We start from the raw sequence: 26,645 nt of genomic DNA on the forward strand, positions 1-26,645 counted from the left end.
GGCAATATCCTGGCCGCTCCCGATGCCGAGTGATATCGTCGGCGCCATCTAAAAAGACCCGGCCGATCTTCCAATCAGCCGGGCCTTTGTCGTCGAGCGGTTCAGCAGGGGGTGCCCGCGGCCGCGTCCCTTACCAGGTCTTGCTGAGTTTCAGCGTAAACGTCTGGCCCTGGCCGTAGCCGCAGACCAGGGTGCCCTGGCAACCCGTGACATATTCCTTGTCGAACAGGTTGGTGACGTTGAGCGAGGCGCCCCAGCCGTTCTTTTCGTAGCGGATGGCGGCGTCGGCCAGGACGACATCAGGCACCTTCTTGGTATTGGCCATGTCGGCCCAGGATTCGCCCTGGTAGCGCAGGCCGGCGCCGATGCTGACGCCTTCGAACACACCGGTCGGAACTGTGTAGTCGAGCCAGGCGGAGGCCTGGAGGGCCGGAACGAGATAAGGCGTGTTGCCGATCAGGCTGGTATCGGCATGCTCCTGGATTTCCAGATCCTGATAGGTGAACGAGGTGAGCATCTTCCAGTCCGGGGCAATGTCGAACTTGCCTTCCAGCTCGATGCCCGTCGAGGTCACCTCGCCGATCTGCGTGGAGAGGTAGGTGGCCGGATCGGTGACGGTCCAGTTTTCCTTGTTGATATGGAAGACGGACGCCGTGACCATGCCCGGCAGGAAGCTCGGCTCGTACTTGAAGCCGCCCTCGACCTGGAAACCTTCCTCCGGCTTCAGGGCATCGCCGTCGGTGGTGCCGATCTGGGGGTTGAAGAAGGTCGAGGCGCTGACATAGGGCGTCAGGCCATTGGCGAATTCATAGGCGAGACCGGCGCGGCCGCTCAGCGCCCCGTCGTCGGACTCGTAACTATCGGTGCCGAGGCGATCGTCCACCTCGGTGTTGACGAAGTCATAGCGGCCATTGAGGGTCGCCACCCAGCCGGCGCCGAAATGGATCTGGTCCTGAGCGTAGAGGCCGAGCTGTTGCTGGGTCAGCACCTCGTCGATCTGCGTCGTATTTTCCGGCTGCGTCGTCCCATAGACCGGATCCGTCACGCTGATCGGTGTGGCGGAACTCCATTTCTGGACGTTGTCGAGGCGATAATACTTGTAGTCCATGCCGATCGTCAGATCATGCTTCAGGGCACCGGTGTCGAACTTGCCGTTCAGACGGTTGTCGATGACGAAGGTATCGACCTTGGTGATGCCTTCAAAGCCGATGCGCTGCAGATAGGCATCCGCGCTGGTCGGCTCTTCGAGATAGCCGGTATCGGTTTCCGGATCGTAATAGCCGTAGGTGTAAGGGCCGATCTCGTGCTTGTTGAGATGGCCGTAGCGAGCGTTCTGGCTGAAGGTCAGGCCATTGTCGAACTCATGCTCGAATTCGTAGCCGATGGTCTTCTGCTGGTATTCGCTGTCGTCGATACCGGGTTCGCCATAATTGGCGTCGGGATCGATCCGGCCGAAGGACGCGTCGACGACGGTGCCGACATAGGGGAAAAAGCCGTTGCTGGAGCGGGTCTGATCGAGCGTTGAATAGGTGGCGAAGACATTGAGCTTGGTGCTTTCGTCCGGTGCCCAGGTGATCTGCGGCATGAAGACGCCACGAAAGTCTTCGGCATAGTCGCCGGCCTGGTCGCCGCCGGCCAACTTGCCGGTGAAACGATAGCTGATCGTGCCATCCTCGGCGACGTCGCCGGCGTCCAGGCCGACAAAGGCATTGCCGTCGCTGTTGATGCCGATTTCCGTATAGGCGTGTTTCTCATCCAGCGGCCGCTTGCTGACCATGTTGACGAGGCCGCCCGGATTGGCGCCGCCATATAGGACGGAAGCCGGTCCCTTCAGCACTTCGATGCGTTCCAGTGTGAAAGGATCTGTCTGGAAACTGCCGTAGCTGTAGCCGTAGAGGCTCAGACCGTCGAGGAAGAGGCCTGTCTGGCTGGCATCGAAGCCGCGGATATAGATCCAGTCGGTATCGCCGTCGACGCCGAAAGGCTGGGTCGTGACGCCTGCCGTGTAGCGCAGGGCCTCATCCACCTTGTTGACGACGCCGCGGTCGGACAGTTCCTGCGTGCCAATCACCGAAACGGCCTGGGGAATTTCGTTGATCGGCGTATCGGCCTTGGAGCCGGTCGAGGATTGCGTCGCGGCATAGCCGTCGACCGGGCCGGTGGCGGTCTCGCCCTTGCCCTCGACGGTGATGGTGGAAAGCTCCGTCTCGGCGTCCTGGGCATAGACCGAGGCCGGCAGAGCCAAGGTTGGCAGGGCGAGCGCCAGAAGCGCGACGCTGGTCTTCAGATAGCGGTTGATGGAATTCAGTCCTGTCTTGCTGCGCATGAAGCACCCCGTACTAGCTGGCAGGCGCGGTTGGCGCTGCCGGTCCCCACTCAAAGTATAAGATGAGTAGTTAGCTCAGGAATTAACGTGGCGCTTGTCTGAACCCGTGCCGACTTGAACGGATTTGGGTAAACTTCGCACTGCACCCATGAAATTGCCATAAATCAGTTTCTGAGCCTTACAGGGCATGGGTGCGCCGCCAGGCGGATGGCGACATGCCGACCTGCTGGCGGAAGACGCGGGCAAAGTGGGCGGGATCGGCAAAGCCGGTTTCGGCGGCAATGGCGGTCAGCGGCATTGTGCGGTTGGCGAGATGTTCCTTGACCCGGGCGATGCGCGCCTTCATCTGCCACTGGTGCGGCGAGAGGCCTGTCGAGGCCTTGAAGGCATGGCTGAAATAGGATTGCGACAGGCCGGTCAGGTCGGCCAGTTCCTCCAGCCGGATGCTGCGCAGGCAATGCTCCTCGATGAAATCGCAGGTGCGGCGCAATTGCCAGCCGGCCAGCTTGGTGCGCTTGCGGTTCTGGGCAGGGGCGATCTGCAGCACGTCGATCAGCAGCGCCAGGGTCAGGCTGTCGCCGTAGAGGTCGTGCAGCGGCTGGGCGGCGCTGCATTCGGCGGCGATCAGTTCGGCCAGCGCCATCAGTTTGGGTTCGTTGAGCAGGAAGCGCGGCTGCTTCAGGGCCTCGATATCGAGGTCCTCGCCGATCCGGCGCTTCAGGGCGTCGGTGTCGAAATGCAGGTCCAGATGGCGCAGATACTGGATGTCGCGCACCTGCGTGCGCATCTCCATGCCGGCCGGGATAAAGGACACCGCCCGGCGCTGGCAGCCGTTCAGCACCGGGCCGCCGATCTCCGCCATGGTGAAATTCCCCGTTTCGGTGCTGCGCGCATCCAGCACGATGAACAGGCGGGGATCATTGCCGACATAATAACCGCCGGCGCTCGGCGCGCAGTCGACATTCCACAGATCGGCGACCATGCCGTTCCAGTAGCGCCGGTGATAGCCGTCCAGCACCGAGAAACCGTCGATCTTGTTGTTCATGCGCGGCAGATAGGTCATGCCGTCTCCTTGGGACAAATCAGGCTTTGGCGGATCGTCCCGGCAGGCCATTTGCAATAGATACTTGATTAAAAATATCATATTTAGTAACGGGCATTCAAGGCCTGTTGTTGTGGGCCGGGAAGGACCACGGCATGAACGGACAAAAAATGCGGGATAGCACTGTCATCGGTGACGCGAATGCGTTTTCCGTCACGGATCTGACCTTTGCGGTCGACGGGAGAAGTCTTTTGAAGGGCGTCTCTCTGGATTTCAAGGCGGGCGAGATTTCCGGCCTTGTCGGCCACAACGGCTCCGGCAAATCGACGCTTCTGAAGCTCCTGGCCCGCCAGCAGAAGCCGACATCGGGCAGCATTCGTTTCGGTGACACCGAACTCGCATCGATCGGCACGCGGGACTTTGCCCGCAGCGTCGCCTACCTGCCGCAGGACATGACGGCGGCGCATGGCATGACGGTGCGCGAGCTGGTCGCCTGCGGGCGCTATCCCTGGCATGGCGCGCTCGGCCGCTTCACGGCCACCGATGCCGCCAAGGTGGAGGAGGCGCTGGCGCTCACCCATATCGAGCCGATGGCGGACCGCATGGTCGACACGCTGTCGGGCGGCGAGCGGCAGCGGGCCTGGATCGCCATGCTGATGGCGCAGGACAGCCAGTGCCTGCTCTTGGACGAGCCGACCTCGGCGCTCGACATTGCCCATCAGATGGAGGTTCTGGCGCTGATCCGGCGGCTGTCGCGCGAAAAGGGCCTGAGCGTCGTCATCGTGCTGCATGACATCAACATGGCGGCGCGGTTCTGCGATCACGTGCATGCGCTGAAACAGGGGGAGGTGGTCGCCAGCGGCCGGCCGGCCAGCCTGATGAAGGGGTCCGTGCTGCGCGACATCTACGGCATCGACATGGATATCACGCCCCATCCGGGTCTCGACATTCCGCTTGCCTATGTTTGCTGATCCCATGCACCTCTCGACGTTGCACACCCGCCGCGCCGTGCTGGGCCTGATGGCCGGCAGCGCGCTGCTGCCGGCTTTCCCGGCCCTTGCCGATCCATTGCCGTCGCGCATCGTCAGCCTCGACTACGGCCTTGCCTCGACCCTGCTGTCGCTCGGGGTCGTGCCGGCGGCGGTGGCCTCGCTTGCTGACTGGGGCAAATGGGTGGTGGAGCCGGAAATGCCGGCCAGCGCCATCGATCTGGGCAATTCCTGGGAGGTCAATTTCGAGATGCTGGTCAGCCTCAAGCCGGATCTCATCTTGACCACGCCCTATCTCGATGCGCTGCAGCCGCGGCTGGAAACGGTGGCGCCCGTCGAGCGGCTGGAGATCTTCATCGCCGAAGGCGGCGACATCCTGCCCAAGGCGATTGCCGCGACGCGAAAGCTCGGCCGCCGCATCGGCCGGGCCGAGCAGGCCGAGGATTTCCTCAAACGCGCCGACGATACCTTTGAGGATTACCAGCAGCGTCTTTCGGGTCGCTCCGCGCCGCCGCTGGCGCTGGTCAATTTCATGGATGCCCGGCATGTACGCATCTACACCAAATCAGGCCTCTACGACAACGTGCTGACCCGCATGGGGCTCACCAATGCCTGGGAGGGGCCGGGTAATTACTGGGGGTTCCAGACGATCGGCATCGAGCAGCTGGCTGGGGTCACGTCGCCCGACGCGCGGCTGATCGCCTTCGATCCGGTGCCGGCCGACGTCCTGCCGAAGCTCGGCCAAAGTCCCCTGTGGAATGCCTTGCCCTTTGCCCGACCGGGGCATTTTGCCGTGCTCGAGCCGGCGCTGATGTTCGGCATGGTCAACGAGGCCCTGCGGTTTGCGCGGCTGATCACGGCCCATCTGGAAGACACCCTATGACCACCATGACCTTCCACTGGCAGCGGACCGGTCCGGCCCTGACGACACTGGCGCTGGCCGTGCTGGCGGCAGGCTTTGCCTTCATGCCAATTCGGGCAGCCCTTCAGGCGGTACCCGGCGAGGGCTATGATATCGGCCGCATGGTGTTCCTCTATTCGACCCTGCCGCGCATGGCGACCGCGCTGATCTGTGGTGCTGCGCTGGCGCTGTCGGGCGCGCTGTTCCAGCAGGTGCTGCGCAATCCGCTGGCCTCTCCCACCACGCTCGGCATTTCGGCCGGCGCCAATCTGGCGCTGGTGCTGGCCATGCTGTGGGTGCCTGGACTGCTTGGCATCGGCCGCGATATCGTTGCGCTGATCGGCAGCGGCACGGCGGCAGCCCTTGTCTTCCTGCTCGGTGCACGGCGCGGCTTCTCGCCCTTTTCGCTTGTCTTGTCGGGGCTTGTCATCAGCCTGTGGTGCGGCGCGCTGTCGGCGGTGCTGATGCTGCTCAACGAGCGCTATCTCGTCAGCCTGTTCATCTGGGGCGCCGGCTCGTTGTCGCAGCAGAGCTGGGCCATCCCTCTGTCGCTGCTGCCGAAGCTGGCGGTGATCGCGCTGCTCGCCGGGCTGATCATCCGCCCGCTGTCGCTGCTCGATCTCGGCGACAGCGGCGCCAGCGCGCTGGGCGTGCGCCTGTCGCATCTGCGGTTTCTGGCGGTGACTGCGGCCGTGGCGCTGGCGGCCTTCGTCACCAGTGCGGTCGGCGTGGTCGGCTTCATCGGCCTGGTGGCGCCGACCATTGCCCGGCTGTCGGGCGCGCGGCGGCCGGCGCAGATGCTTATCTGGTCGAGCCTGATCGGCGCCTGCCTTTTGTGGTTCGCCGATGGCGCGGTGCAGTATCTGGCCGGTCCCATGGCCGATTTCCTGCCGACCGGGGCGGTGACGGCGATCTTCGGTTCGCCGCTGCTGCTGCTGCTCCTGCCGCGTCTGAAAACCCGCCACCGGGTTCTGCAGGAACAGATCCGCCACGTGCACCGGCATGCGCCGGGCCTGCGCGCCGGGCTGCTGGCTGTCGCCGGCCTTGGGTTGATCGTGGCGCTTGCCCTGTTTTTCGGGCGCAGCGTCGAGGGGCAGTGGACGCTGCTCGACCGGTCGCTGTTTGCCGATATCCTGCCTCTGCGGCTGCCGCCGGTGTTTGCGGCGCTGGCCTCGGGCGCCATGCTGGCCGTGGCCGGCTCGATCCTGCAGCGGCTGACCGGCAATGAAATGGCAAGCCCCGAGGTGCTCGGCATCAGCGCCGGTGCGACGATCGGCGTGACGGTGGCCCTGTTCGTCTTCGCAGTGCCCGGTCTTGGCGCGCAGCTCGGCTTTGCCTCGGCGGGCTCGCTCCTTGTCCTCATGGTGATCTTTCTCTTCGCGATGCGTTCGGGCCTGGCGCCGGAGCGCGTGCTTCTGGCCGGCATTGCGCTCAGCGCCATGGTCGATGCCGTGGTCGGCGTGCTGGCGGCGAGCGGCGATCCGCGCGCCATGTTCCTGATGCGCTGGATGAGCGGCTCGACCTACAATGTCACCGGCACGACCGCCGTGACGGTCTGCGGGGCGGCGCTGATCCTGGTCGCACTGGCGGTGCTCGCCCGCCGCTGGCTCGATATCCTGCCGCTCGGGCCGACGGCTGCAACGGCTCTCGGCCTGCCTCTGTCGCGCACCCGGCTTTTGCTCTTCGCGCTGGCAGGTCTCTTGAGTGCGGCGGCGACGCTCTGCGTCGGGCCGCTGAGCTTTGTCGGGCTGATGGGGCCGCATCTGGCCCGCGAGGCGGGGCTGACCCGCGCCCGTCCGCAGCTGATCGGCGCCGCCCTGATCGGTGCTGCCCTGATGGTCATGGCCGATTGGGTGGGCCGAACGATCGTCTATCCCTACCAGATCCCGGCGGGACTGGTCTCGGCCCTGGTCGGGGCGCCGTTCCTGATGCTGCTGATGCGCCGCCGCGGCTGATCGGGTAGCGGTGGCTGACATTCGCTTATGAGAAAAAGTCCCTCTCTGGCCTGCCGGCGTTCGTCACTGAAATCGATTCACTGGATCGATTTCTCCGCTGCGCGGACCGTCGCTCACCGCACCACAAGGGGGGAGAAGACCCGCGGACGCCGCTCGGATCTTATTTGGTGTCCGCTTAGCGTTCGGCCGGGTTAATGCCCTCCCCCTTGTGGGGAGGGGGAGGGGATCTTTTTCCAGCACGATTGCCGTCCCTTCAGCATCTTCCAAAGACCAAAAAACCCCGGCGGCGTTCTGACAAGGCTGCCGGGGTTTCAATTTGGCCGTCACCGATGCGGAGAGGCTTTATCCGCTTACCAGGTGTATTTCAGCGTGCCGACGATCTTGCGGCGGTCGCCGTAATAGGAGGTGCCGTAATAGCTGGTGGTCTCGTATTTCTTGTCGAACAGGTTGGAGACATTGACCGCCAGGCTGACATTTTCGGTGACGGCATATTTGGCGGAGGCATCGACCACCGTGTAGCTGTCGACCGGAACCGTGTTGGCGGCATCGCCATAGGTCGATCCGACGAAACGAATGCCGCCGCCCAGCGTCAGGTCGCCGCGGAAACCATCGCCCGGGAAAGTGTAGTCGAGCCAGGCCGAGGCGATGTGCTCGGGCACGCGGTCCGGGCGGTTGCCTTTATTGCCGCTGATGCCGTCCTCGACGATTTCGGCATCCCAGTAGGAATAGGCCAGCGTCAGGTTCCAGCGGTCGTTGAGCGCCATCTTGCCTTCCAGCTCGACGCCGCGCACGTTGACCTCGCCGATCTGGCGCTGCACCGCCGGGCTGATATAGGTCGGCACATTGGTCTGGCTGAGATCGAACAGGGCGACGGTGAACAGGCCGTCAAAACCCTCCGGCTGATATTTCATGCCGATTTCGTACTGGATGCCTTCCTGCGGCTTCAGCGAGCCCTCCACCGTGTAGCCATTGCCGGTCGGGGCGACCAGCGGCTGGAAGGATTCCGAATAATTGGCATAGGCGGCCAGCTGCGGATTGATCTTGTAGGTGAGGCCGGCGCGCTTGGTGAAGGCATCGGCCGTGGTGTGATCGGAGGTGCCGGTCAACAGGTAATCCGCGGTGTTGTCGACATAGTCGTAGCGCCCGCCGAGCGTGACGATCCAGCGCTCGTCGATGGTCAGCTGTTCCTGCGCATAGATGCCGACGGCCTTCTGCTTGACCACCCAGTCGACATAAGGCGTATCCACGACGCAGGCACGGCCGCAATAGACCGGGTCGTTGATGTCGATCGGTCCCGCCGTGCCATAGCGGATATCCTCATGGGTATCGTCATAGGCGAAGTCGGCGCCGACCAGCAGCTTGCTGTCCATAGTCTGCCAGCTGCTGTCATACTGCAGCTGGTTGTCGATGGCGAAGCGATCCGAGGTGCCGTAGGTGGCAAAGGAGGTGCGGTCGGCGGTCGGGTCGGTCGAGGCGCCGTAGACTTCCTCGTAGTCGAGGTTCAGATGGGAATAACGGGCGGTCTGGCGGAAGGTCAGGCCGTTGTCGAAATCGTGCTCGAAGAGATAGCCGATATCGGTCTGTTCGGTATCGAACTTGTTGTATTCCGGCTCGCCGAGAAAGGTGTCGGGGTCGATGTCGAGGCCGGTCGGGAAGCCGCGGGCGCCGTTGCCGTCGCGTTTGCTGTAATCGGTGAGGATGGTCAGCGATGTGCCGTCATCCGGGCTGATGGTGAGTGCCGGCGCGATATAGACGCGGTCGTCGTTGGAATAGTCGCTGCCGTGGTCGCCATCCTGCCAGAGGCCCGTGAAGCGGTAGCTCCAGACGCCTTCCGGATCGATGGCGCCGCCGAAATCCGTGCCCACTTCCAGATGTTCTTCGCCGAAGGTGGTGTAGACCTCGGCATGGAACTCGTCCTGCGGACGCTTGGTGACCGAATTGACCAGGCCGCCCGGGCCGTTGAGGCCGAACAGGGTGGAGGTCGATCCCTTCAAAATCTCGACGCGCTGCAGACCGTAGGGCTCGAGGCGGCTGGCCGTGAACCAGGCCGGAATGCGCGCCGGCAGACCGTCGCGATAGGTGCCGAGCACGGTCTGCGCGAAGCCGCGGATGCGGTAATAGTCGTAACGGTCGTCGGAGCCGAATTCATCGACCAATACGCCCGATGTATAGGCCAGCGCGTCCTGCAGGCTCTCGACGCCGCGGGTTTCCAGTTCTTCCTCGGTGACGACCGAGACGGCGGCCGGCACGTCGATGATCGGCGCATCGGTCTTGCTGGCGGTCGCCGACTGGGTGGCGACGATCGAGGCATCCGGTCCGACCGGGCCGCCGCCTTGTGTTCCCGTGACGGTGATCGGGTCGAGCTGGGTCGTTCCATCCTGGCTGGTGGTCGAGGTCGCATCCTGGGCAAGAGCCGGAGCCAAAGGTGCCACGAGGATCAGAAGAGCTGCGCCGGCCGATAGTGCCCTGCAATGGGCGGCGACCCTTGCCCTATTCCTGTTCCCGGCCCCCGCCTGAACTGTTAAGCCCATCTCCGTCTCTCCTTGATGCTGTCTCTCAAAACTGCCAGTGCCGATGCGACCTGTCCCCGATCACATTGGCCTGTTTCGACGGGACATTATTAACTGAACCAAATGAGTCAACTTTAAAGGTGACAATTATAATCAGCTTTCCCTTGGTGTGGCGAAATGGACACGGGCGGGTTCTGGACTGACGTGCGGGGGCGGGGCGGCGTCGATGACCGGCCCATTGCCGAATGGCAGGGAATAGGTTTGATAAGGTGAGCTGAACGGCGGCGGGCGATGCGCAATGCGTCGCTTCGTGATAAAAAAGACGACCGGGTGGAGATGGGCATGCCGATTCTCGAAATTCTCGACTATGCCGGCATCGCGGTGTTTGCCGCCACCGGCGCGCTATCGGCGTCGCGCAAGCAGCTCGATATCATCGGCTATGTCTTTCTGGCCTGCGTGACGGCGATCGGCGGCGGCACCATGCGCGACGTCGTGCTCGGCGCCACGCCGGTCTTCTGGGTGGCAAGCCCGATCTATCTGCTGATCAGCACGGCGGTTGCGATCGTGCTGTTCTTCACCGCTCATCTGTTTCAATCACGCTACCGCGTGCTGGTCTGGCTCGATGCGGTCGGCATGGCCGCCTATTGCGTAATGGGGGCGGCCAAAGGCTTCGCGGCCAGCGGCTCGTTCACCGTGGCGCTGGTGACAGGGGCGCTGACCGCCACCTTCGGCGGCGTGCTGCGCGATATCCTGGCCGGCGAACCCTCGGTGCTGCTGCGCCCGGAAATCTACGTGACGGCCGCTCTTTGCGGCTCCTTCGTCTTCGTGCTGGCCAGCTGGGTCGGCCTGCCGCAATCGGCCGCCTCCGTACTCGGCTTCCTCTCAGCCTTCGCCGTGCGCGGCGGGGCGCTTTATTACGGCTGGCAGCTGCCCAGGGGCAAGGCGCTGCCGGGGCGGGATCCGGATGATGTGCTTTAGAGGGGGCGGAGTGGTGAGAGACGAGGTGTGTCGGGTGGAATGGTCGCTATCGGCCCTAAGGAGACATTCAGGGGCCGGTCTCCAGAAAACTGAGATCGGGTAAAAAGCGGGCAGTCGCCTTACCATTGGGTTCTCGGAGCACTCGCCACTCGGCGTCGTAGAGGAAACTCTTCGGAGTTGGATTGGAAGCTTTGTGATAAGCGGTGGCCGATTCTCTTTCATAAGGAACGATTGTTCCAGAATGTGTCGCCGGATTAGTCGCGGAGCGCAACAAAGTCGTGAGTGTTGACAGTCTCACGCATATTCTGCATTCTGAAAATGGCGCTTCGTAGGGTGCACCGGCCTTTGAGCCGACTGGGCAACGCCCGCCTACAACTTCAAAGGTAGCGCTTATGCCGAATCTCGAAAACCTCAAGAAGCAAGCCAAGCAGTATCTGCGGTGGCATCGCGAGCGGTATTATCCAGTCGCGGCCCATATCCGCGCTGCTTTGCCACGATTTCAACACCTCGACGATAATCAGATATTGGAATCTAGTTTCAAGCTGAATGACGCGCAAGAACTTGTCGCACGTCAATTGGGATTCGAGGGGTGGCTGGCGCTCAAGTCAGGAGCCTGTGGCATGACCAATCAAAGCAGACAGACCGCATCCCACCCGGTTCTGAGTTCTGTCTCCGCGCAACTCTTCGTCTCCGACATCAAAGCGTCGTGTGAATTCTTCACCGACAAACTCGGCTTCGCGCTCGACTTTGCTTACGGCGACCCTCCATTTTATGGACAGGTTGTTCGTGACAATGCGCGCCTCGCTCTGAGGCTAGTTTGTGAGCCTGTGTTTGTCGGCGACATGCGACAACGCGAACATCTGCTCTCCGCCTCGATCACGGTTAACACCGCAAGTGAGATCAAGCGACTCTTTCTGGATTTCCAAGCTACCGGAGTGGATTTTCACCAGGCGCTCAAGAAGGAGCCGTGGGGTGCTCGAAATTTCATTGTTAGGGACCCGGACGAAAACCTCATACTGTTTGCTGGTCCGGCCGACTAAATATATCTCAAATCTCTGAATACCGACCTAGATTGTCTCAGCATTCCCGAAATCTGCGACATGCTTTTCCGGTAGGTCAATGTCAGGTCTTCGGCGGCTCGACTGAGCCGACGTCCGCAATAAAGGTTGAAAGACGATAATATCGAGCTGTGCTGTTATGTCTCCTATTGGCGCAGAGCGGAAATGATTTCCGGTTCCGCCAATTGCGGACATTGCATCGATTCCGATAATGTCGACAGCCAAAGTGCCAGCACGATATGCGGTCACCTGTCGGCAAGCGACCCTATCGGACGTCAAGGATGTGTCGATGACAGCCTGCCCGGACTATGCGGGCGGCAAGTCGAGGCCGTTCGGGAGCGAGATCCAGATGACAGTCTGTGCCTCTGGGGAATGGCGGGACAGATGGCCCTTGCCGTGTGTGTCTTCCACGAGCACGAAGCTGCCCGCCTGAACGTGGCGAACCTCGCCGTCGCTGGTTTCGTATTCAACCGAACCATCGAGTCTCACCGTCAGCACAGGCTCCGGGACCTTGTGCCAGGCAACCTGCCGCATGCCCGCCGGGATGTGGGTGAGGCGGACGCGGGACGCCGGACAACTGGCCGTCACGTCGAACGGCGCGGCATCGGGGTGCACCGATATCTTCGTGGTGGGGAGTTCGACTTCGTCGAAATGCGACTCGCCATCCGGGGTGGCATAGATGCGCAGGCACTTCATGACGGCTGGCTCCTTGTGGTTCGCCATGCTGAAACGAAGCATGCATAGCATGAAGAGGTGGGGTAACACCACGCGGCTGCTGCGAGAGTTCTGGTGTGGGCCAAAGCCAATGGCACTTCGAGCACCGACTCGCGGCGGCCGCACCACAAAACAAAAACATCCGGGAAAAAATGGTAGCGGGAGGCAGAGTTGAACTGCCGACCTTGGGGTTATGAGTCCCACGCTCTAACCAACTGAGCTACCCCGCCACAGGGGTCCGAAGGGGCGTTCGCCGCTCCGGCCTTAGGTTGGCCGGCTTATAAGATGCGGCTCGTCATCCTGTCAAGCGCCGCCTTCATCTTTGTGTCGTGAAAAATCGGCCTGCGCTTTTGCATGGTCCGTCGGCTCGCGCCGGCCGGGCCGGTTCAGGCGGCGACGGGCCTTTGCAGCAGGGCCTGGAGGCTTGCTTCGGCCTCGTGTGAGCGTTCCGAGCGCTCGATGAAGCCGCCGCCGTAAACGCGGGCATCCGGGCCGAGGCCGGAATAGAGCACGCAGGCCTGGCCGGGGGCGACGCCGGCTTCGCCGATCTCCAGGTCGACATAGGTGCCGCTGCTGTCGCTGTGCAGGGTTGCCGGTGCCGGCGGGCGGGTGGAGCGCACCCTTGCATAACAGGCAAAGCCGTCGGCGGCTTCTTCATTAAGTGTCAGGTCACCCAGCCAGTTGATGTCGCGCAGATAGACGCGGTGGGTTTCCAGCGCTTCCTTGGGGCCGACGATGACGCGGCGCGAGCGGGCGTCGAGATAGACCACGTAGAGCGGTTCGCCGGTGGCGACGCCCAAGCCCTTGCGCTGGCCGATCGTGTAATGAAGGATGCCGTCATGGGTGCCGAGAACGCGTCCGTCGAGATGGACGATCTCGCCGGCCAGCGCCGCATTGGGGCGCAGCTTGTTGATGATATCGGCATATTTGCCCTGCGGCACGAAACAGATGTCCTGGCTGTCGGCCTTCTTGGCGACGACCAGGCCCATGTCTTCGGCCAGCGCCCGGGTTTCTGCCTTGGAGAGGTGCCCCAACGGAAAGCGCAGGTAGTCGATCTGTTCCTGGGTGGTGGCAAACAGGAAATAGCTCTGATCGCGCTCGTTGTCGATCGGCCGGAACAAGGCGCGGTGGCCGGGATCGTTGGCGAGCGGCACGGATTTCGAGCGGATGTAATGGCCGGTCGCCAGCGCATCGGCGCCGAGTTCCTTGGCCGTTGCCAGCAGATCGGCGAATTTGACGGTCTGGTTGCAGGCTACGCACGGGATCGGTGTTTCGCCGGCCACATAGCTTTCCATGAACGGGTTGATCACCGTGTCGCGGAAGCGCTGTTCGTAATCCAGCACGTAATGGGGAATGCCAAGCGTTTCGCAGACGCGGCGCGCATCGTCGATATCCTGGCCGGCGCAGCACGAGCCGGCGCGGTGCACGGCGGCGCCATGGTCGTAGAGCTGCAGGGTGATGCCGAGCACGTCGTAACCTTCGCGCTTCAGGATGCCGGCGACGACGGAGCTATCGACGCCGCCCGACATGGCGACGACGACGCGGGTGTCTTCCGGCCTTTTGTCAAAATCCAGACTATTCACGGGCGTTCCGCCATTCTCAAGCGTTGCATGGGATCGCGTCCTCAAAGGCTCAGCCGCCGCGAAAGACGCCAAATTGCGGGTCTGCGGCAATTCTCGATATCGATCCGATTGTTGAGGGATATAGAAAGGATTGCTCCGGCATGCAAGGGGTTGCTGATTCGCGGTCAGGGCCGGATGGGGCCAAGAAGAGGATTTGGATGCAAAAAGGTTTGACGCTCAGCGTCGTCGAGGAGCGGTTTCCGGTTTCCGGCACGTTTACGATCTCGCGCGGCTCGCGCACGGAAATCCGGGTCGTGACGGTGGAGATCTCGGATGGTGTGCATATCGGGCGCGGCGAATGCGTGCCCTATGGGCGCTATGGCGAGACGGTCGACGGGGTGATCGAGACGATCCTGTCGCTGGGGCCGGACTTTGCGCAAGGGCTTGATCGGGCCGGCCTGCAGCAGCGGTTGCCGGGCGGGGCGGCGCGCAACGGGCTCGATTGCGCGCTGTGGGATCTCGAGGCCAAGCGGGCCGGTCAACCGGTCTGGCAGCTGGCGGGGCTCAGCCCGCCAAAACCGATCCAGACGGCCTTTACCCTGTCGCTCGACACGCCCGCCAATATGCGCGCCGCGGCGGAGAAAAATGCCGGTCGGCCGCTGTTGAAGGTCAAGCTCGGCACCGATGCCGATCTGGAGCGCATCCTGGCGGTCCGGGCCGGGGCGCCGCACTCGACGATCATTGTCGATGCCAACGAGGGCTGGACGGCGGAGCATTACCTCGCCTTGGCACCGGAACTGGTGCGGCTCGGCGTGGCGCTGGTCGAGCAGCCGCTGCCGGCCGGTCATGACGAGGTGCTGTCGACGATCGAGCGCGTGCTGCCGGTCTGCGCCGACGAGAGCTGCCACGACCGGGCGTCGCTGGGCCAGCTGATCGGCAAATACGATGCGGTCAATATCAAGCTCGACAAGGCGGGCGGGCTGACCGAGGCGCTGGCCATGCGCGATGCGGCGGTGGCCGCCGGCTTTCAGATCATGGTCGGCTGCATGCTCGGCACCTCGCTTGCCATGGCACCGGCCTTCCTGGTGGCACAGGGCGCGCCCTACGCGGATCTCGACGGCCCCCTGCTGCTGGCTAGCGACCGCCACGAGGCGATCCGCTACGAGGGGTCGCAGATGCAGGCGCCGGCGGCGGGGTTGTGGGGGTAGGGCACGGTAGGACCGGTATCATATGTGGTTTACCCCCCTCTGCCCTGCCGGGCATCTCCCCCACACGGGGGGAGATCGACGCGGGGCTGGCGCTGCATCCAAGCCGTTAAACAACGGCGAGATTGGAAACAACGAAGACCTGGATGGCAGCATCGTTACTTCCGTCATAACTGAAGGGCGAGCGGTCGCGATCTGCCGATCTCCCCCCGTGTGGGGGAGATGCCCGGCAGGGCAGAGGGGGGAACCGATGGCGCTGTCTTCACCCGTCGGCCCGATCAGAGCCCGTTCAGCTCGACCCGGTGGCGCTGCATGGTGAGGAATTTTGCATAATCCCGGTCGTAGAGGGCCTTGCGGGCCGGGTTCGGCGCGATGCGTTGGCCCGAGGGGGCCATGGCGGCGCCGGCAGCGGTGAGACTTTTATAGAGCCCGCCGGCGGCGGCAGCGTTCATGGCGGTGCCGACCAGCACGGCGTCGCGGCTGTCGGGAATGACGAGGTCGCAGCCGGTGACATCGGCGTAGAGCTCGACCAGCAGCGGGTTCTTCACATGGCCGCCGGTCAGGTGCAGCACGCTGCTGTGCGTGCCGCTTGCCGCCATGGTTTCGAGGATCTGCCTGAGCCCCAGCGCGATGGCGACGCAAGCGCGCCAGTAGAGCCGGCCGAGGCCGTCGAAGGAGGTATCGAGCGTCAGGCCAGATATCACGCCGGTCAGGTGCGGATCGGCAAAGGGCGAGCGGTTGCCGTGGAAATCCGGCAGGATCGCGATGCGGTCGGCAAACCCTGCGCCTTCGATTGCGCGGAGCTGCTGGACGCGGGCGATGACCTGCTGGTGGCGCTCGGGCGTCGGGTCGCCGCCAAGGCTGTGCAGCCTGAGCAGATGGCCAAGCAGGGCACCGGTTGCCGATTGGCCGGCCTCGATCAGCCATTGGCCGGCAAACACCGTTTCGCGATAAGGCCCCCACAGGCTCTTGCCGAATTGCGGATCGCCGGCAAAACTGATGATGCAGCTGGACGTGCCACCGACCAGCGCCGTCTGCTGGTGCAGCGTGTGCGGATCGGCCGCCACGCCGCCGAGCACGCCGAGCGCCCCGGCATAGGCATCGACCATGCCGGCCGCGACGCTGACCGTCTCGTCGAGGCCCAATTCCGCCGCGCCTGCCGCCGAGAGACGGCCGACCGGCGCGCCGACCGGGACGGCGGTGTCTGGAAGCGTGCCCTTCTGCACGAGGTCATCGAGGCCGATCAGGCTCAGGAAATCGGCCTGCCAGCCGCTGACGCGGCCGGCGACGAAATTCCACTTGGAGGTCAGCGTGCAGACCGAGCGCTCGGTCGAGCCGGTCGCCCGCCAGGTGAGGAAGTCCGAGAGGTCGAAGAGATAGCCGACGCGGTCCCAAAGGTCGGGACGATGGCGCTTCAGCCACATCAGCTTGGGCATCTGCATCTCCGGCGAAATGCTGCCGCCACAATGGGCAAGCGTCGGATGGCCGGTGCGGTTGCATTCCTCCGCTTCCGTTGCGGCGCGATGGTCGAGCCAGGCGATGGTGTCGAAGGCCTCGCCGTCTTCTGTCTCAAGCGCCAGCGGCGCGCCGTCGTGGTCGCGCAGCACCAGCGAGCAGGTGGCGTCGAAGGCCAGCGCCGCGATACGATCCGGCGCAATGCCGGACTGTTGCAGGGCGCCCCGCACTGCATGGCAGCAGGCGCGCCAGATGTCTTCGGAGCCATGTTCGCCGCGCTCGTCCTGCGGCCGGCGCAGCAGAATCGGATGTTCGCAGCGCACCAGAAGTTGGCCGTTGCGGTCGACCACGCCGGCGCGTGCGCTGCCCGTTCCGACATCCACCGCAATCACGTGGTCCCGCATTATGGCCTGTTTCCGTCCCGGTTCTTCATTTTGCGATAAGGTGGAGTAATTCGGCCATGGCGTCAAACACGGCGTCCGGCTTCAGCCGTGTCACGGCGTCGCGATGGCCTGCTGTACCGGCATGGGAGCCGCCGGTAAAGGCAAAGACCGTCATGCCGGCCGCCTGCGCGGCCTCGATGCCGGCCGGGCTGTCCTCGATGACGATACAGTCCTTCGGATCCCGCTGCATCTGCCCGGCGGCATAGAGAAACAGATCCGGCGCCGGCTTGCCGTGCTTGACCATGCTGGCGCTGAAGATATTCGGCACGAAGCGGTCGATGAGGCCGGTGACGGTCAGCGACAGCTCGATGCGCTCGCGCTGGCTGGACGAGGCGACGCACCAGGAAAAGCCTTTGGTTTGCAGATCGTCGAGCGCCGTGGCGACGCCGGGAATGGGCTGCAGGTCGCGCCGGAACCGCGCATAGAGATCGGTGCGCAGTTTCAGCAGGAAGGCCTCGTCGATCTCCAGGCCGAATTCGTCGCGGGCCGTCTCGATGACGGCGCCAAGGCTGCGGCCGAGAAAGCGGCGATAGGCCTCATCGCTGTCGATGGAGACACCGGCCGCACCCAGGGCATCGACCAGCACGTCGACGGAAATCGGCTCGCTGTCGACCAGCACACCATCGCAATCGAAGATGATGAGCTGTCGTGCCGTCTGCGCCATGCCGATCATCCTATCCGCCGAGTGTACCGTCGAGATAACGCTGAAGGGTTCCAGCGGTGCCGACTGCGCGCAAGCTAGCAAGAGCCTCAGCGAAGCGCTTGATGAATTGAGGGTTTTCCCCGACTTTGCCGAAGATGTCGCCCTGCGCCAGGAAAACGAGCGGGTCGGACTTCGAGGCGAGCGCCGTGGCATGCAGCCGGTCGGCGCTCGGATCGTTGAAGGTAATGTCCTTGCCGCTGTCGGTGACGCCCTCGAAATAGCGGCACCACAGGGCCGACACCAGCGCCAGGCCGGTGACGTCGAGGCCCTTGGCAAGGCGATCGGCAGTCGAGGGCAGGATGAATTTCGGCTGGCGGTTGGAGCCGTCCTGCGCCAGGCGCGGAATGGTGTCGCCGATCTTCGGGTTGGAAAAGCGACTTTCGATCAGGGTGAAATAGTCTGCCAGGCTGGTGTTGGGTACCGGCGGCACGATCGGGATGATCTCCTCGTTTTCCAGCTTGGCGAGATAGGCGCGGATCAACGGGTTTTCCATGGATTCGTGCACGAAATGAATGTCCATCAGGGCGGCCGGATAGGCGATGGCCGCATGGCCGCCATTGAGGATGCGCAGCTTCATCAGCTCGTAAGGGGCGACATCCGGCACGAAGGTCACGCCGACCTCTTCAAGCGCCGGGCGGCCGAGCGGGAACTTGTCCTCCAGCACCCATTGTTTGAACTCTTCGCAGAACACCGGCCATTTGTCGTCGATGCCGTAGGTGTCGCGGGCAATGCCAATCTCGCGCTCGCCGGTCGCCGGCGTGATGCGGTCGACCATGGCATTGGGGAAAGATACGTTCTCCTCGATCCAGTGGGCGAAATCCGGATCCGACAGTTTTGCGAGACCGGTGATGGTTGCCTCCGTCACTTCGCCATTGCCGGGGATATTGTCGCAGCACATCACGGTGAAGGACGGAATGCCGGCGGCGCGGCGGGCCTTGAGGCCGGCGATAATCAGGCCGAAGACGCTCTTGGGATGGCTCGGATCGCCGGCATCGGCGACCATGGCCGGATGGGTCGGATCGAACTTGCCGGTGGCCGGGTCGATGTAATAGCCGCCCTCGGTGATGGTCATCGAGACGATGCGGATCGCCGGGTCTGCGAGCGCCGCGATGATCTGGTCGAAGTCAGGCGCGGTCAGGATGCCGGTCATTGGTCCGGTCACGGTGGCGGCACTGCGGTTGTTGTCCTGCTCGACGACGGTGGTCAGGTAATCCTGGGACTCGAGCTTCTCCTTCATCAGCCGGTCCGACGGCATGATGCCGGCGCCGACAATGGCCCAGTCGAGATCCTTGCCCTTGTTGAACAGCTCGTGGAGATAGATTGCCTGGTGGGCGCGGTGGAAATTACCGACGCCGAAATGCAGGATGCCGGCTTTCAGCTGCTCGCGGCGATAGGCCGGTACGGCAGCCGTCGAGGCGATGTCGGCGAGATTGGCGAGCGATAGGGTATGGGTCATGTCACGGTCCTCGGGTAGCGAGACGCATAGTCTTTGCGAAATGGGCGCCGGGGCGCTCAGCTCATCCAGTTGCCGCCGTCGACATTGTATGTCTGGGCGACGATGTAGTCGGCTTCGGGCGAGGCGAGGAAGATCGCCATGCCGGTCAGGTCCTCGGCCCGGCCCATGCGGCCGAAGGGCACGGCGTCGCCGACCTGTTTCTTCTTTTCGCCGGGTGCCAAGTTTTCGTGGCGGGCAAACAGCGCGTCGACGCCATCCCAATGCTCGCCGTCGACCACGCCGGGGGCGATCGCGTTGACGTTGATGCCGTGCTTGATGAGGTCTAGGCCGGCCGATTGGGTGAGCGAGATGATCGCCGCCTTGGTGGCGCAGTAGACACCGACCAGCGCTTCGCCGCGCCGTCCTGCCTGGCTTGCCATGTTGATGATCTTGCCGCCCTTGCCCCTCGATATCATCGATTTGGCGGCGGCCTGCAGCATGAACAGCGAGCCGGCGACATTGATCGAGAACAGCCGGTCGTAGCTGGCCCTGGTGATCTCGACGATCGGCGCCAGGTCGAACAGGGCGGCATTGTTGATCAGGATGTCGATGCCGCCGGTCTTCTCCTCGACGGCCCGGATGGCGGCATCGATGGAGGACTGTTCGGTCACGTCGAGCAGAACCGGATAGGCATTCGGCCCGAGGGCCGCGGCGGTGTCGCTGGCCCGCACGAAGTCGATATCGGCAATGGCAACTGTCGCGCCTTCAGCGATATAGGCTTCAGCAAAAGCCCGGCCGATGCCGCGTGCCGAGCCGGTGATGAGGGCGCTTTTTCCAGCCAGTCTGTTCATCGTATTGCCAGTCCCTTGTCGTCGAAGCGGTGGATACGGTCGGCATCCGGGGTGAGGAAGACCTTGTCACCGTGACCAACGGGAAAGTCGCCGCTGGTACGCACCGTCACCATGCCGATCCCGTCGACTTGAATGTGCAGGAAGGTGTCCGATCCCAGATGCTCGGCGACGCCGACGATGCCGGGCCAGGTGCCGCTCTCCTTGGAGAGTTTGATATGTTCCGGGCGAAAGCCGATGGTGTGGGCCTGGTAGGGTGCAGCCACCGCGCCGGTGGCAAAGTTCATCCGCGGCGAGCCGATGAAGCCGGCGACGAAGATGTTGTCGGGCTTGTTGTAGAGATCGAGCGGCGAACCGACCTGCTCGATGTGCCCGGCACTCAGCACGACGATCTTGTCGGCCATGGTCATGGCTTCGACCTGGTCGTGGGTGACGTAGATCATCGTCGTCTTCAGCTGCTGGTGCAGCTCGCTGATCTCCAGCCGCATGGTGCCGCGCAGCGAGGCGTCGAGGTTGGACAGCGGTTCGTCGAACAGGAAGGCCGAGGGTTCGCGCACGATGGCACGGCCGATGGCGACGCGCTGGCGCTGGCCGCCGGACAGTTGGCCCGGACGCCGGTCGAGATAATTGGTGAGGTTGAGCACGCGGGCGGCGTCGTTGACCTTCTTGTCGATGACGGCGGGATCGAGCTTGGCCATCTTCAGCGGGAAGGCGATGTTGTTGCGCACCGACATATGCGGATAAAGCGCATAGGACTGGAACACCATGGCAAGACCGCGCTTGGCGGGCGCTTCGCCGGTGACATCACGGCCGTCGATGACGATGTGGCCGCTGGTGGTGTCCTCCAGGCCGGCGATCAGGCGCAAAAGCGTCGACTTGCCGCAACCCGACGGGCCGACGAAGACGACGAATTCGCCTTCCTTGATCTCCAGGTCGATGCCCGGAATGACGATGGTCGCCCCGAAGGACTTCGAGACCTTGTTCAGTACGATATTGCCCATGTTGTTTTCTCCCCGAGCGTTCTCGGCTTATTGGATTGCCGACGTCTCTTATTTCACCGCGCCGAAGGTCAGGCCGCGCACCAGTTGCTTCTGGCTAAACCAGCCCATGATCAGGATCGGTGCGATGGCGAGCGTCGATGCGGCCGACAGCTTGGCCCAGAACAACCCCTGCGGACTGGAGAACGAGCTGATGAAGGCCGTCAGCGGCGCGGCATTGGTCGCCGTCAGGCGGATCGTCCAGAAGGCTTCGTTCCAGGCGAGAATGATGTTGAGCAGCATGGTCGAGGCGATGCCCGGCACGGCCATGGGGGTCAAGACATAGATGATCTCGTTCCACAGGGACGCGCCGTCCATGCGGGCCGCTTCGAGGATTTCCGACGGAATTTCCCGGAAGTAGGTGTAGAGCATCCAGACGACGATCGGCAGGTTGATCATGGTCAGCATGACGGTCAGGCCGATGCGGCTGTCGAGCAGGCCGAGGTTGCGGAAGATCAGGTACATCGGAAACAGCACCGCCACCGCCGGCATCATCTTGGTCGACAGCATCCACATCAGGATGTCCTTGGTGCGCTTCGTCGGCGAGAAGGCCATGGACCAGGCGGCCGGGACGGCGATCAGTAGCGCGAGAAGCGTCGAGCCGATCGACAGAATCACCGAGTTCATGAAGGGTTTGAAGTAGTTGTACTGGCCCTGGACCTCGGCATAACTTTCCAGCGTGCCGGAGGGGATCATGTTGAAGCCGGCGATCGCTTCCGTTTCCGATTTGAACGATGTGATGATCGTGTAGAGGATCGGAAAGAAAATGATCAGGGCGACGATCCAGGCCGCGACGGTGAAGACTGCCTTGCGTTTTGTGCTGATAGCGCGTGCCATGATGTCTTCTCCTACTTGTCCAGGTTCTTGCCGACGGCGCGCATGGCGAAGAAGGCGACGATGTTGGCAAGGATGACGGCGATGATGCCTCCGGCCGATGCCTGGCCGATTTTGAATTCGAGCGAGGCCTTCTGGTAGACCAGGAAGGGCAGGTTGGTGGAGGCGTAGCCGGGGCCGCCATTGGTGGTGACCAGGATCTCCGCATAGACGGCCAAGAGGAAGATCGTCTGGATCAGGATGACGACGGTGATCGCCCGCGACATGTGCGGCAGCGTCAGATACCAGAAGCGCGACAGGAAGCCGGCACCGTCCATTTCGGCGGCTTCCTTCTGCTCACCGTCCAGCGATTGCAGGGAGGTCAGCAGGATGAGGGTAGCAAACGGCAACCATTGCCAGGCGACGATGATGATGACGGAAAACAGCGGATATTGCGCGAACCAGTCGACCGGTTGCAGGCCGAAGAAACGCGAGATGTCGGCAAAGACGCCGTAGCTCGGATGCATGATCATGTTCTTCCAGACCAGTGCCGCCACCGGCGGCATGACGAAGAACGGCGAGATCACCAGGATGCGCACGATCCCCTGGCCGAAGATCGGCTGGTCGAGCAGCAGCGCCAGAAGGGTGCCGCCGATCACGGTGATCAACAACACGCTGCCGACGATCAAAAGGGTGTTGATGATCGAATAGAGGAAAGCCGGATTGGAATAGAACAGCGCATAATTGGCGAAACCGACGAAGCCATCGCGCATGGGGTTCAGCGGATTATACTGCTGGAAGGAGAACCACAGGGTGAAGGCGAGCGGTACGATCATCCAGATGAACAGCATCAGCACGGATGGCGCCAGCATCAGCCTGGCAAGCGTTTGCGTCTGTCGCGTGGCCATGAAGTCCTCCCTTGATTGATCTGGACCGTTCGGTCTCTTGCTGCATGTCGGCGCGTCATCGCGCGAAGGTCGTTGCCGGGATCGTCAGGGCGGTCTCGACCGTCCTGCGGCCGCAGCTTCGGTGACCTGGGGCGCATCGCGTCCGCCGCCGCGGTTCTTGCCTTGAGAGACATATGGCCGCCCGCCTGATGAGGGGGCGACCATGGGCAGGGCCGGTCGAGTGGATCTGCGGCCCTGCTCAGTCGTTTTCGTCAGGACTACTTGATGTAGCCGCCTTCGGTCATGGTGGATGTCGAGACATCCTGGGCCTGCTTCAGTGCCTCGTCAACGCTCATCTGGCCGGCAAGGGCTGCCGAGAAGAGCTGGCCGACCGTCGTGCCAAGGCCCTGGAATTCAGGAATGGCGACGAACTGGACACCGACATACGGTACCGGCTTGACAGTCGGCTTGGTCGGGTCGGCGGCATTGATCGAGTCGAGCGTCATCTTGGCGAACGGAGCCGCCTTCTGATACTCGGGATTGGCGTAGAGCGAGGAGCGCGTGCCCGGGGGAACGTTGGCCCAGCCTTCCTTGGAGGCGACCAGCTCGAGATAGGCCTTGCCGGTTGCCCAGGAGACGAATTTCTGGGCGGCTTCCGCCTTCTGCGTGCCAGCCGGTACGGCCAGCGACCATGCCCACAGCCAGTTGCCGCGCTTGCCGAGACCGGTGTCCGGTGCCAGGGCGTAGGCAACCTTGTCGGCAACCGTCGAGTCCTTCGGGTTGGACACGAAGGAGGCTGCCACGGTGGCATCGATCCACATGCCGCATTTGCCCTGCTGGAACAGCGCCAGGTTCTCGTTGAAGCCGTTGGAGGAGGCACCGACCGGGCCGGCATCCTTCATCAGATCGACGTAGAACTGCAGCGTGTTCTTCCATTCCGGCTGATCGAACTGCGGCTTCCACTCTTCGTCGAACCAGCGGGCGCCAAACGAGTTGGACATGGCGGTCAGGAAGGCCATGTTCTCGCCCCAGCCGGCCTTGCCGCGCAGGCAGATGCCGTTGATCTCGGCGCTACGGTCGGTCATCTTGCGGGCCGCGTCGGCCACGAAGTCCCAGGTGGGCGCGTCGGGCATGGTGAGGCCAGCCTTTTCCATCAGGTCCTTGCGGTACATGATGAACGAGCTTTCGCCGTAGAACGGGGCTGCATAAAGCTTGCCGTCGACGGAGAGACCGCCGGCAATCGCCGGGATGATGTCTGCGGCGTCGTAATCGGCGCCGAGATTGTCGAGCGGCAGCAGCCAGTTCTGCTTGGCCCAGATCGGAACTTCATAGGTGCCGATCGTCATCACGTCATACTGGCCGCCCTTGGTGGCGATATCCGTGGTGACGCGTTCGCGCAGCACGTTTTCTTCCAGCGTGACCCATTCAACCTGAATGTCGGGGTTCTTGGCGGTGAAATCTTCCGTCAGCTTTTGCATCCGGATCATGTCGCCGTTGTTCACGGTGGCAACGGTGAGGGTTTCGGCCGAGGCCATTCCAGCCAGTGCCAATGCCGAGCATGCGCCCAGCAGAAAAGTCTTCAATGTCATGTCTTCCTCCCAGAAGAGAAATGAGCATTCGCTTTGCTCATGGGCAATTACTCACTTTTGGCGCGACGAAAGTCAATGCAGAATCCATGCTGCACTGCCGAAGCGGGGGGCTAACGGTCTGAATGGGCTTGGAAAAAACTTGTGGCCGAGGGCTGTCAGGCTTTCAGAAGGTAGCGCGCGGCGTCTTCATCGGTGATCAGCGCGTTGACGAAGCGGCCTTGGACGGCGGCGCGGATGGCGGCGTGCTTGCGTTTGCCCTTGGCAATGCCGATGACGCAGGACGTGTCGCGCGACGGCAGCGGAATACTGGCGACCCGCTCGTTGACGGGGTTGTCGAGCAGCTGCCCGTTGGCGTCGAAAATCCAGCCGCAGATCTCGCCGGTGGCGCCGGCTGTCAGCAGGCCTTCCATCTCGTCGGCTTGCAGGAAACCGTCGACTTCGAGTGGCGCCTGGTGACCCATTTCGCCGATGCCGACAAAGGTCACGTCGGCCTTGGTGCCCAGTGAAATCGTTGGAATGACAAGGGCTTGCTGGTGCAGCAGGTCGCGCTCTGCACGCGACGAGACCAGCACGGGCAGCGGCATGGGGAAGTGGCGGGCCTGGATGGCGTCGGCCATCGAGAAAATGACGTTGTAATAAGCAGCCGAGCCGTCCGGGCTGATATTGCCGGTGAGCGAGACGATGCGGTGCTGCGGACAGGCCATCGGCGGCAATTGGTCGACGGCGGCGCGCAGAGTTCGTCCGGTGCCGATGGCGAGAATCAGCGGTTCGGGCTGTTTCAGCCAGCGCTCGATTTCCGCGGCACCGGCCTCGGCAAGGCCTGTCGTGGCCGAGTCCGAGCCCGGATCGCTCGGCACGATTTCCACCTGCCGCAGGCCGTATTTGCGCTTCACCGCTTCGCCGAGCTCAAGACAGACGGCGATCGGGTGGTCGAGGCGGACCTTGATCAGTTTTTCGGCAACGGCCAGCGAAACGAGGCGCTGGGCACTCTGGCGGGAAATGCCCATGGCGGCGGCGATTTCGTCCTGGGTGCGGCCAGCCACGTAATAGAGCCATCCGGCCCTCGCCGCATCGTCAAACCGTCCGTTGCTGCCTGCTTTGCGTGCCATGGAACCCCTTTGCCTTAATCTGAGTAACCCTGCCGGATTTGGCTGTCAATTGCCGAGCGGGCGCCGATCAGGCCGGGTTCCGGTGGGATGCCAGCACCAGTTCCACCTGGTTGTCGGCCAGCATGGCGGCAATATCGTCCGGCGGGCGCCGGTCGGTGACCAGCATGTCATAGGTCGAGGGCGCGTCGATGATGATCGGCGCCCTGCGGCCGAATTTGCCGGTGTCGGCGACGATCATCCGGCATTCGGCCTGCTTGGCCGCTTCGCGCGAAAAATCCGCCTCGTCCATGTCCTGCAGCATGAAGCCGTGGGCGGCATCGATGGCGGTGACCGACAGGATGGCGTAGCGGACCTGGAAGCGGCGCACGAAGGTGATGGCCTCCAGCCCGAAGGCGCCGCCATCGTGGGGCCGCAGTTCGCCGCCGGCGAAAAACACCCGGTTGCCGTTGCGGGTCGCCAGCGTCTGGGCGACGGCCAGCGAATTGGTGACGACGAACAGGTTCTGGTGCTTCTGGAGCGCCACGGCAATGAAGGCGGTGGTCGAGCCGATGTCGAGGAACAGCGTGTCGCCGTCGGCGATCCGGCTGGCGACGGCGGCGGCGATCGAGCGCTTGGCCTCCGGGTTTTCGCCCATGCGGAAATGCAGAGGCGGCTCGTTGCCGCTGTCCTTGATATGGACGCCGCCATGCACCTTGGTCACTAGGCCATTGGCCTCGAGCGTGCGGATATTGCGCCGGATGGTTTCTTCCGAGACGGCAAGGCGTTCGGCCAGGAACTGGATGCGGCCCGATCCGCCGGCCAGCCGCAATTCTTCCAGTATTTCCCGTTCGCGGTGGTTGGAAAAGGCCTGTTGCGGGTCCGGTTCTGCCATTCTTGACGTGTCCATGGGGTTTGTCGTCGACATCAATGCTTGCGTGCTTCGATCGCTTCCCGACCCAATAAGACGGGATCGGCCCGGATCGCCACGTCTTAATCCTACCGCGACTGCGGATGAAAATCCACATATTCCCAATATTTCGTTTCTTTCTGTGGTTTCTTCTTGACAGGGCCGGCGTTGTGTCCAACCATTTCGGGCAAATGCGCAGG

Annotated in this window: 21 protein-coding genes and 1 tRNA gene; 6 read left to right on the forward strand and 16 right to left on the reverse strand. The window is 63.1% G+C overall.

The features are described from left to right. Nucleotides 1–130: 130 nt before the first annotated feature. Together HFC70_RS04450 and HFC70_RS04455 are read right to left on the reverse strand one after the other, a co-directional pair. The gene (locus HFC70_RS04450; RefSeq protein ID WP_168472006.1) at nt 131–2,326 is read right to left on the reverse strand and encodes a TonB-dependent siderophore receptor; all 2,196 of its coding nucleotides are present in this window, start codon (nt 2,324–2,326) and stop codon (nt 131–133) included. Nucleotides 2,327–2,504: 178 nt separating this feature from the next. Beyond that, nucleotides 2,505–3,389, reverse strand: a complete 885-nt coding sequence (locus tag HFC70_RS04455) for an AraC family transcriptional regulator (RefSeq protein ID WP_168472007.1) — start codon at nt 3,387–3,389, stop codon at nt 2,505–2,507. A 149-nt stretch (nt 3,390–3,538) separates the two neighbouring features. On the opposite strand from HFC70_RS04455, the gene HFC70_RS04460 reads away from it, so the two are divergent. Genes HFC70_RS04460 through fhuB form a run of 3 tightly spaced genes read left to right on the forward strand, consistent with a single transcriptional unit; the run spans nt 3,539 to nt 7,213 of the window. Next, on the forward strand, nt 3,539–4,339 hold the full coding sequence (locus HFC70_RS04460) for an ATP-binding cassette domain-containing protein (protein WP_168472196.1): 801 nt from the start codon (nt 3,539–3,541) through the stop codon (nt 4,337–4,339). A 4-nt stretch (nt 4,340–4,343) separates the two neighbouring features. Further along, the gene (locus HFC70_RS04465; protein WP_210259132.1) at nt 4,344–5,240 is read left to right on the forward strand and encodes an ABC transporter substrate-binding protein; all 897 of its coding nucleotides are present in this window, start codon (nt 4,344–4,346) and stop codon (nt 5,238–5,240) included. Then, a complete protein-coding gene (fhuB, locus tag HFC70_RS04470) occupies nt 5,237–7,213 on the forward strand; it encodes a Fe(3+)-hydroxamate ABC transporter permease FhuB (protein WP_246735645.1) in 1,977 nt (658 codons plus the stop codon). The genes HFC70_RS04465 and fhuB overlap by 4 nt, the downstream gene beginning before the upstream one ends. Nucleotides 7,214–7,563: 350 nt before the next feature. On the opposite strand, the gene HFC70_RS04475 is transcribed toward fhuB, so the two are convergent. Next, nucleotides 7,564–9,744: a TonB-dependent siderophore receptor gene (locus HFC70_RS04475; protein ID WP_168472008.1), complete on the reverse strand. Its 2,181-nt coding sequence runs from the start codon at nt 9,742–9,744 to the stop codon at nt 7,564–7,566. 321 nt (nt 9,745–10,065) lie between these two features. Between HFC70_RS04475 and HFC70_RS04480 the strand changes: the two genes are divergently transcribed. Continuing rightward, nucleotides 10,066–10,701, forward strand: a complete 636-nt coding sequence (locus HFC70_RS04480) for a trimeric intracellular cation channel family protein (protein ID WP_168472009.1) — start codon at nt 10,066–10,068, stop codon at nt 10,699–10,701. Nucleotides 10,702–11,093: 392 nt separating this feature from the next. Then, nucleotides 11,094–11,741, forward strand: coding sequence for a VOC family protein (locus HFC70_RS04485; RefSeq protein WP_168472010.1), 648 nt, complete (start codon nt 11,094–11,096; stop codon nt 11,739–11,741). 324 nt (nt 11,742–12,065) lie between these two features. Here the strand turns inward: HFC70_RS04485 and HFC70_RS04490 are convergent, their stop codons facing one another. From HFC70_RS04490 to mnmA, 3 genes are all read right to left on the reverse strand, one after another. Then, on the reverse strand, nt 12,066–12,455 hold the full coding sequence (locus tag HFC70_RS04490) for a hypothetical protein (RefSeq protein ID WP_168472011.1): 390 nt from the start codon (nt 12,453–12,455) through the stop codon (nt 12,066–12,068). A gap of 171 nt (nt 12,456–12,626) precedes the next feature. Beyond that, nucleotides 12,627–12,703, reverse strand: a tRNA-Met gene (locus HFC70_RS04495). 156 nt (nt 12,704–12,859) lie between these two features. Then, entirely contained in the window at nt 12,860–14,056 is a 1,197-nt protein-coding gene (mnmA, locus tag HFC70_RS04500; RefSeq protein ID WP_168472012.1) for a tRNA 2-thiouridine(34) synthase MnmA, read from the reverse strand. 197 nt (nt 14,057–14,253) lie between these two features. On the opposite strand from mnmA, the gene dgcA reads away from it, so the two are divergent. Then, on the forward strand, nt 14,254–15,243 hold the full coding sequence (gene dgcA / locus HFC70_RS04505) for an N-acetyl-D-Glu racemase DgcA (protein WP_168472013.1): 990 nt from the start codon (nt 14,254–14,256) through the stop codon (nt 15,241–15,243). A 275-nt stretch (nt 15,244–15,518) separates the two neighbouring features. On the opposite strand, the gene HFC70_RS04510 is transcribed toward dgcA, so the two are convergent. The 10 genes from HFC70_RS04510 to HFC70_RS04555 all read right to left on the reverse strand — a co-directional run bounded on the left by HFC70_RS04510 (nt 15,519) and on the right by HFC70_RS04555 (nt 26,430). Continuing rightward, nucleotides 15,519–17,099, reverse strand: a complete 1,581-nt coding sequence (locus HFC70_RS04510) for an FGGY-family carbohydrate kinase (RefSeq protein ID WP_168472014.1) — start codon at nt 17,097–17,099, stop codon at nt 15,519–15,521. 25 nt (nt 17,100–17,124) lie between these two features. Continuing rightward, nucleotides 17,125–17,802: an HAD family phosphatase gene (locus HFC70_RS04515; protein WP_168472015.1), complete on the reverse strand. Its 678-nt coding sequence runs from the start codon at nt 17,800–17,802 to the stop codon at nt 17,125–17,127. Between the two features lie 10 nt (nt 17,803–17,812). Next, on the reverse strand, nt 17,813–19,297 hold the full coding sequence (locus tag HFC70_RS04520; protein ID WP_168472016.1) for a mannitol dehydrogenase family protein: 1,485 nt from the start codon (nt 19,295–19,297) through the stop codon (nt 17,813–17,815). A gap of 56 nt (nt 19,298–19,353) precedes the next feature. Next, nucleotides 19,354–20,127 (reverse strand): L-iditol 2-dehydrogenase, encoded by a 774-nt coding sequence (locus HFC70_RS04525; protein ID WP_168472017.1) that lies wholly within the window; start codon nt 20,125–20,127, stop codon nt 19,354–19,356. Further along, nucleotides 20,124–21,125 carry an ABC transporter ATP-binding protein gene (locus tag HFC70_RS04530; protein WP_168472018.1) on the reverse strand — a complete coding sequence of 334 codons (1,002 nt, stop codon included), beginning with the start codon at nt 21,123–21,125 and terminating at the stop codon, nt 20,124–20,126. The genes HFC70_RS04525 and HFC70_RS04530 overlap by 4 nt, the downstream gene beginning before the upstream one ends. Nucleotides 21,126–21,173: 48 nt before the next feature. Continuing rightward, a complete protein-coding gene (locus tag HFC70_RS04535; RefSeq protein ID WP_168472019.1) occupies nt 21,174–21,998 on the reverse strand; it encodes a carbohydrate ABC transporter permease in 825 nt (274 codons plus the stop codon). 11 nt (nt 21,999–22,009) lie between these two features. Next, nucleotides 22,010–22,882, reverse strand: a complete 873-nt coding sequence (locus tag HFC70_RS04540) for a carbohydrate ABC transporter permease (RefSeq protein WP_168472020.1) — start codon at nt 22,880–22,882, stop codon at nt 22,010–22,012. Between the two features lie 257 nt (nt 22,883–23,139). Continuing rightward, nucleotides 23,140–24,450 (reverse strand): sugar ABC transporter substrate-binding protein, encoded by a 1,311-nt coding sequence (locus HFC70_RS04545; RefSeq protein ID WP_168472021.1) that lies wholly within the window; start codon nt 24,448–24,450, stop codon nt 23,140–23,142. Between the two features lie 155 nt (nt 24,451–24,605). Further along, the gene (locus HFC70_RS04550) at nt 24,606–25,559 is read right to left on the reverse strand and encodes a sugar-binding transcriptional regulator (protein WP_168472022.1); all 954 of its coding nucleotides are present in this window, start codon (nt 25,557–25,559) and stop codon (nt 24,606–24,608) included. A gap of 67 nt (nt 25,560–25,626) precedes the next feature. After that, nucleotides 25,627–26,430 carry a DeoR/GlpR family DNA-binding transcription regulator gene (locus HFC70_RS04555; RefSeq protein WP_168472023.1) on the reverse strand — a complete coding sequence of 268 codons (804 nt, stop codon included), beginning with the start codon at nt 26,428–26,430 and terminating at the stop codon, nt 25,627–25,629. Nucleotides 26,431–26,645: the final 215 nt, after the last annotated feature.

Source organism: Agrobacterium sp. a22-2 (assembly GCF_012276985.1).
In the GTDB taxonomy this organism is placed as follows: domain Bacteria; phylum Pseudomonadota; class Alphaproteobacteria; order Rhizobiales; family Rhizobiaceae; genus Allorhizobium.

Coding starts and splice junctions, on each gene's coding strand:
- HFC70_RS04450 (WP_168472006.1), bottom strand. CDS start 2,326: ATGCGCAGCAAGACAGGACTGAATTCCATCAACCGCTATCTGAAGACC.
- HFC70_RS04455 (WP_168472007.1), bottom strand. CDS start 3,389: ATGACCTATCTGCCGCGCATGAACAACAAGATCGACGGTTTCTCGGTG.
- HFC70_RS04460 (WP_168472196.1), top strand. CDS start 3,539: ATGCGGGATAGCACTGTCATCGGTGACGCGAATGCGTTTTCCGTCACG.
- HFC70_RS04465 (WP_210259132.1), top strand. CDS start 4,344: ATGCACCTCTCGACGTTGCACACCCGCCGCGCCGTGCTGGGCCTGATG.
- fhuB (WP_246735645.1), top strand. CDS start 5,237: ATGACCACCATGACCTTCCACTGGCAGCGGACCGGTCCGGCCCTGACG.
- HFC70_RS04475 (WP_168472008.1), bottom strand. CDS start 9,744: ATGGGCTTAACAGTTCAGGCGGGGGCCGGGAACAGGAATAGGGCAAGG.
- HFC70_RS04480 (WP_168472009.1), top strand. CDS start 10,066: ATGCCGATTCTCGAAATTCTCGACTATGCCGGCATCGCGGTGTTTGCC.
- HFC70_RS04485 (WP_168472010.1), top strand. CDS start 11,094: ATGCCGAATCTCGAAAACCTCAAGAAGCAAGCCAAGCAGTATCTGCGG.
- HFC70_RS04490 (WP_168472011.1), bottom strand. CDS start 12,455: ATGAAGTGCCTGCGCATCTATGCCACCCCGGATGGCGAGTCGCATTTC.
- dgcA (WP_168472013.1), top strand. CDS start 14,254: ATGCAAAAAGGTTTGACGCTCAGCGTCGTCGAGGAGCGGTTTCCGGTT.
- HFC70_RS04510 (WP_168472014.1), bottom strand. CDS start 17,099: ATGCGGGACCACGTGATTGCGGTGGATGTCGGAACGGGCAGCGCACGC.
- HFC70_RS04515 (WP_168472015.1), bottom strand. CDS start 17,802: ATGGCGCAGACGGCACGACAGCTCATCATCTTCGATTGCGATGGTGTG.
- HFC70_RS04520 (WP_168472016.1), bottom strand. CDS start 19,297: ATGACCCATACCCTATCGCTCGCCAATCTCGCCGACATCGCCTCGACG.
- HFC70_RS04525 (WP_168472017.1), bottom strand. CDS start 20,127: ATGAACAGACTGGCTGGAAAAAGCGCCCTCATCACCGGCTCGGCACGC.
- HFC70_RS04530 (WP_168472018.1), bottom strand. CDS start 21,125: ATGGGCAATATCGTACTGAACAAGGTCTCGAAGTCCTTCGGGGCGACC.
- HFC70_RS04535 (WP_168472019.1), bottom strand. CDS start 21,998: ATGGCACGCGCTATCAGCACAAAACGCAAGGCAGTCTTCACCGTCGCG.
- HFC70_RS04540 (WP_168472020.1), bottom strand. CDS start 22,882: ATGGCCACGCGACAGACGCAAACGCTTGCCAGGCTGATGCTGGCGCCA.
- HFC70_RS04545 (WP_168472021.1), bottom strand. CDS start 24,450: ATGACATTGAAGACTTTTCTGCTGGGCGCATGCTCGGCATTGGCACTG.
- HFC70_RS04550 (WP_168472022.1), bottom strand. CDS start 25,559: ATGGCACGCAAAGCAGGCAGCAACGGACGGTTTGACGATGCGGCGAGG.
- HFC70_RS04555 (WP_168472023.1), bottom strand. CDS start 26,430: ATGGCAGAACCGGACCCGCAACAGGCCTTTTCCAACCACCGCGAACGG.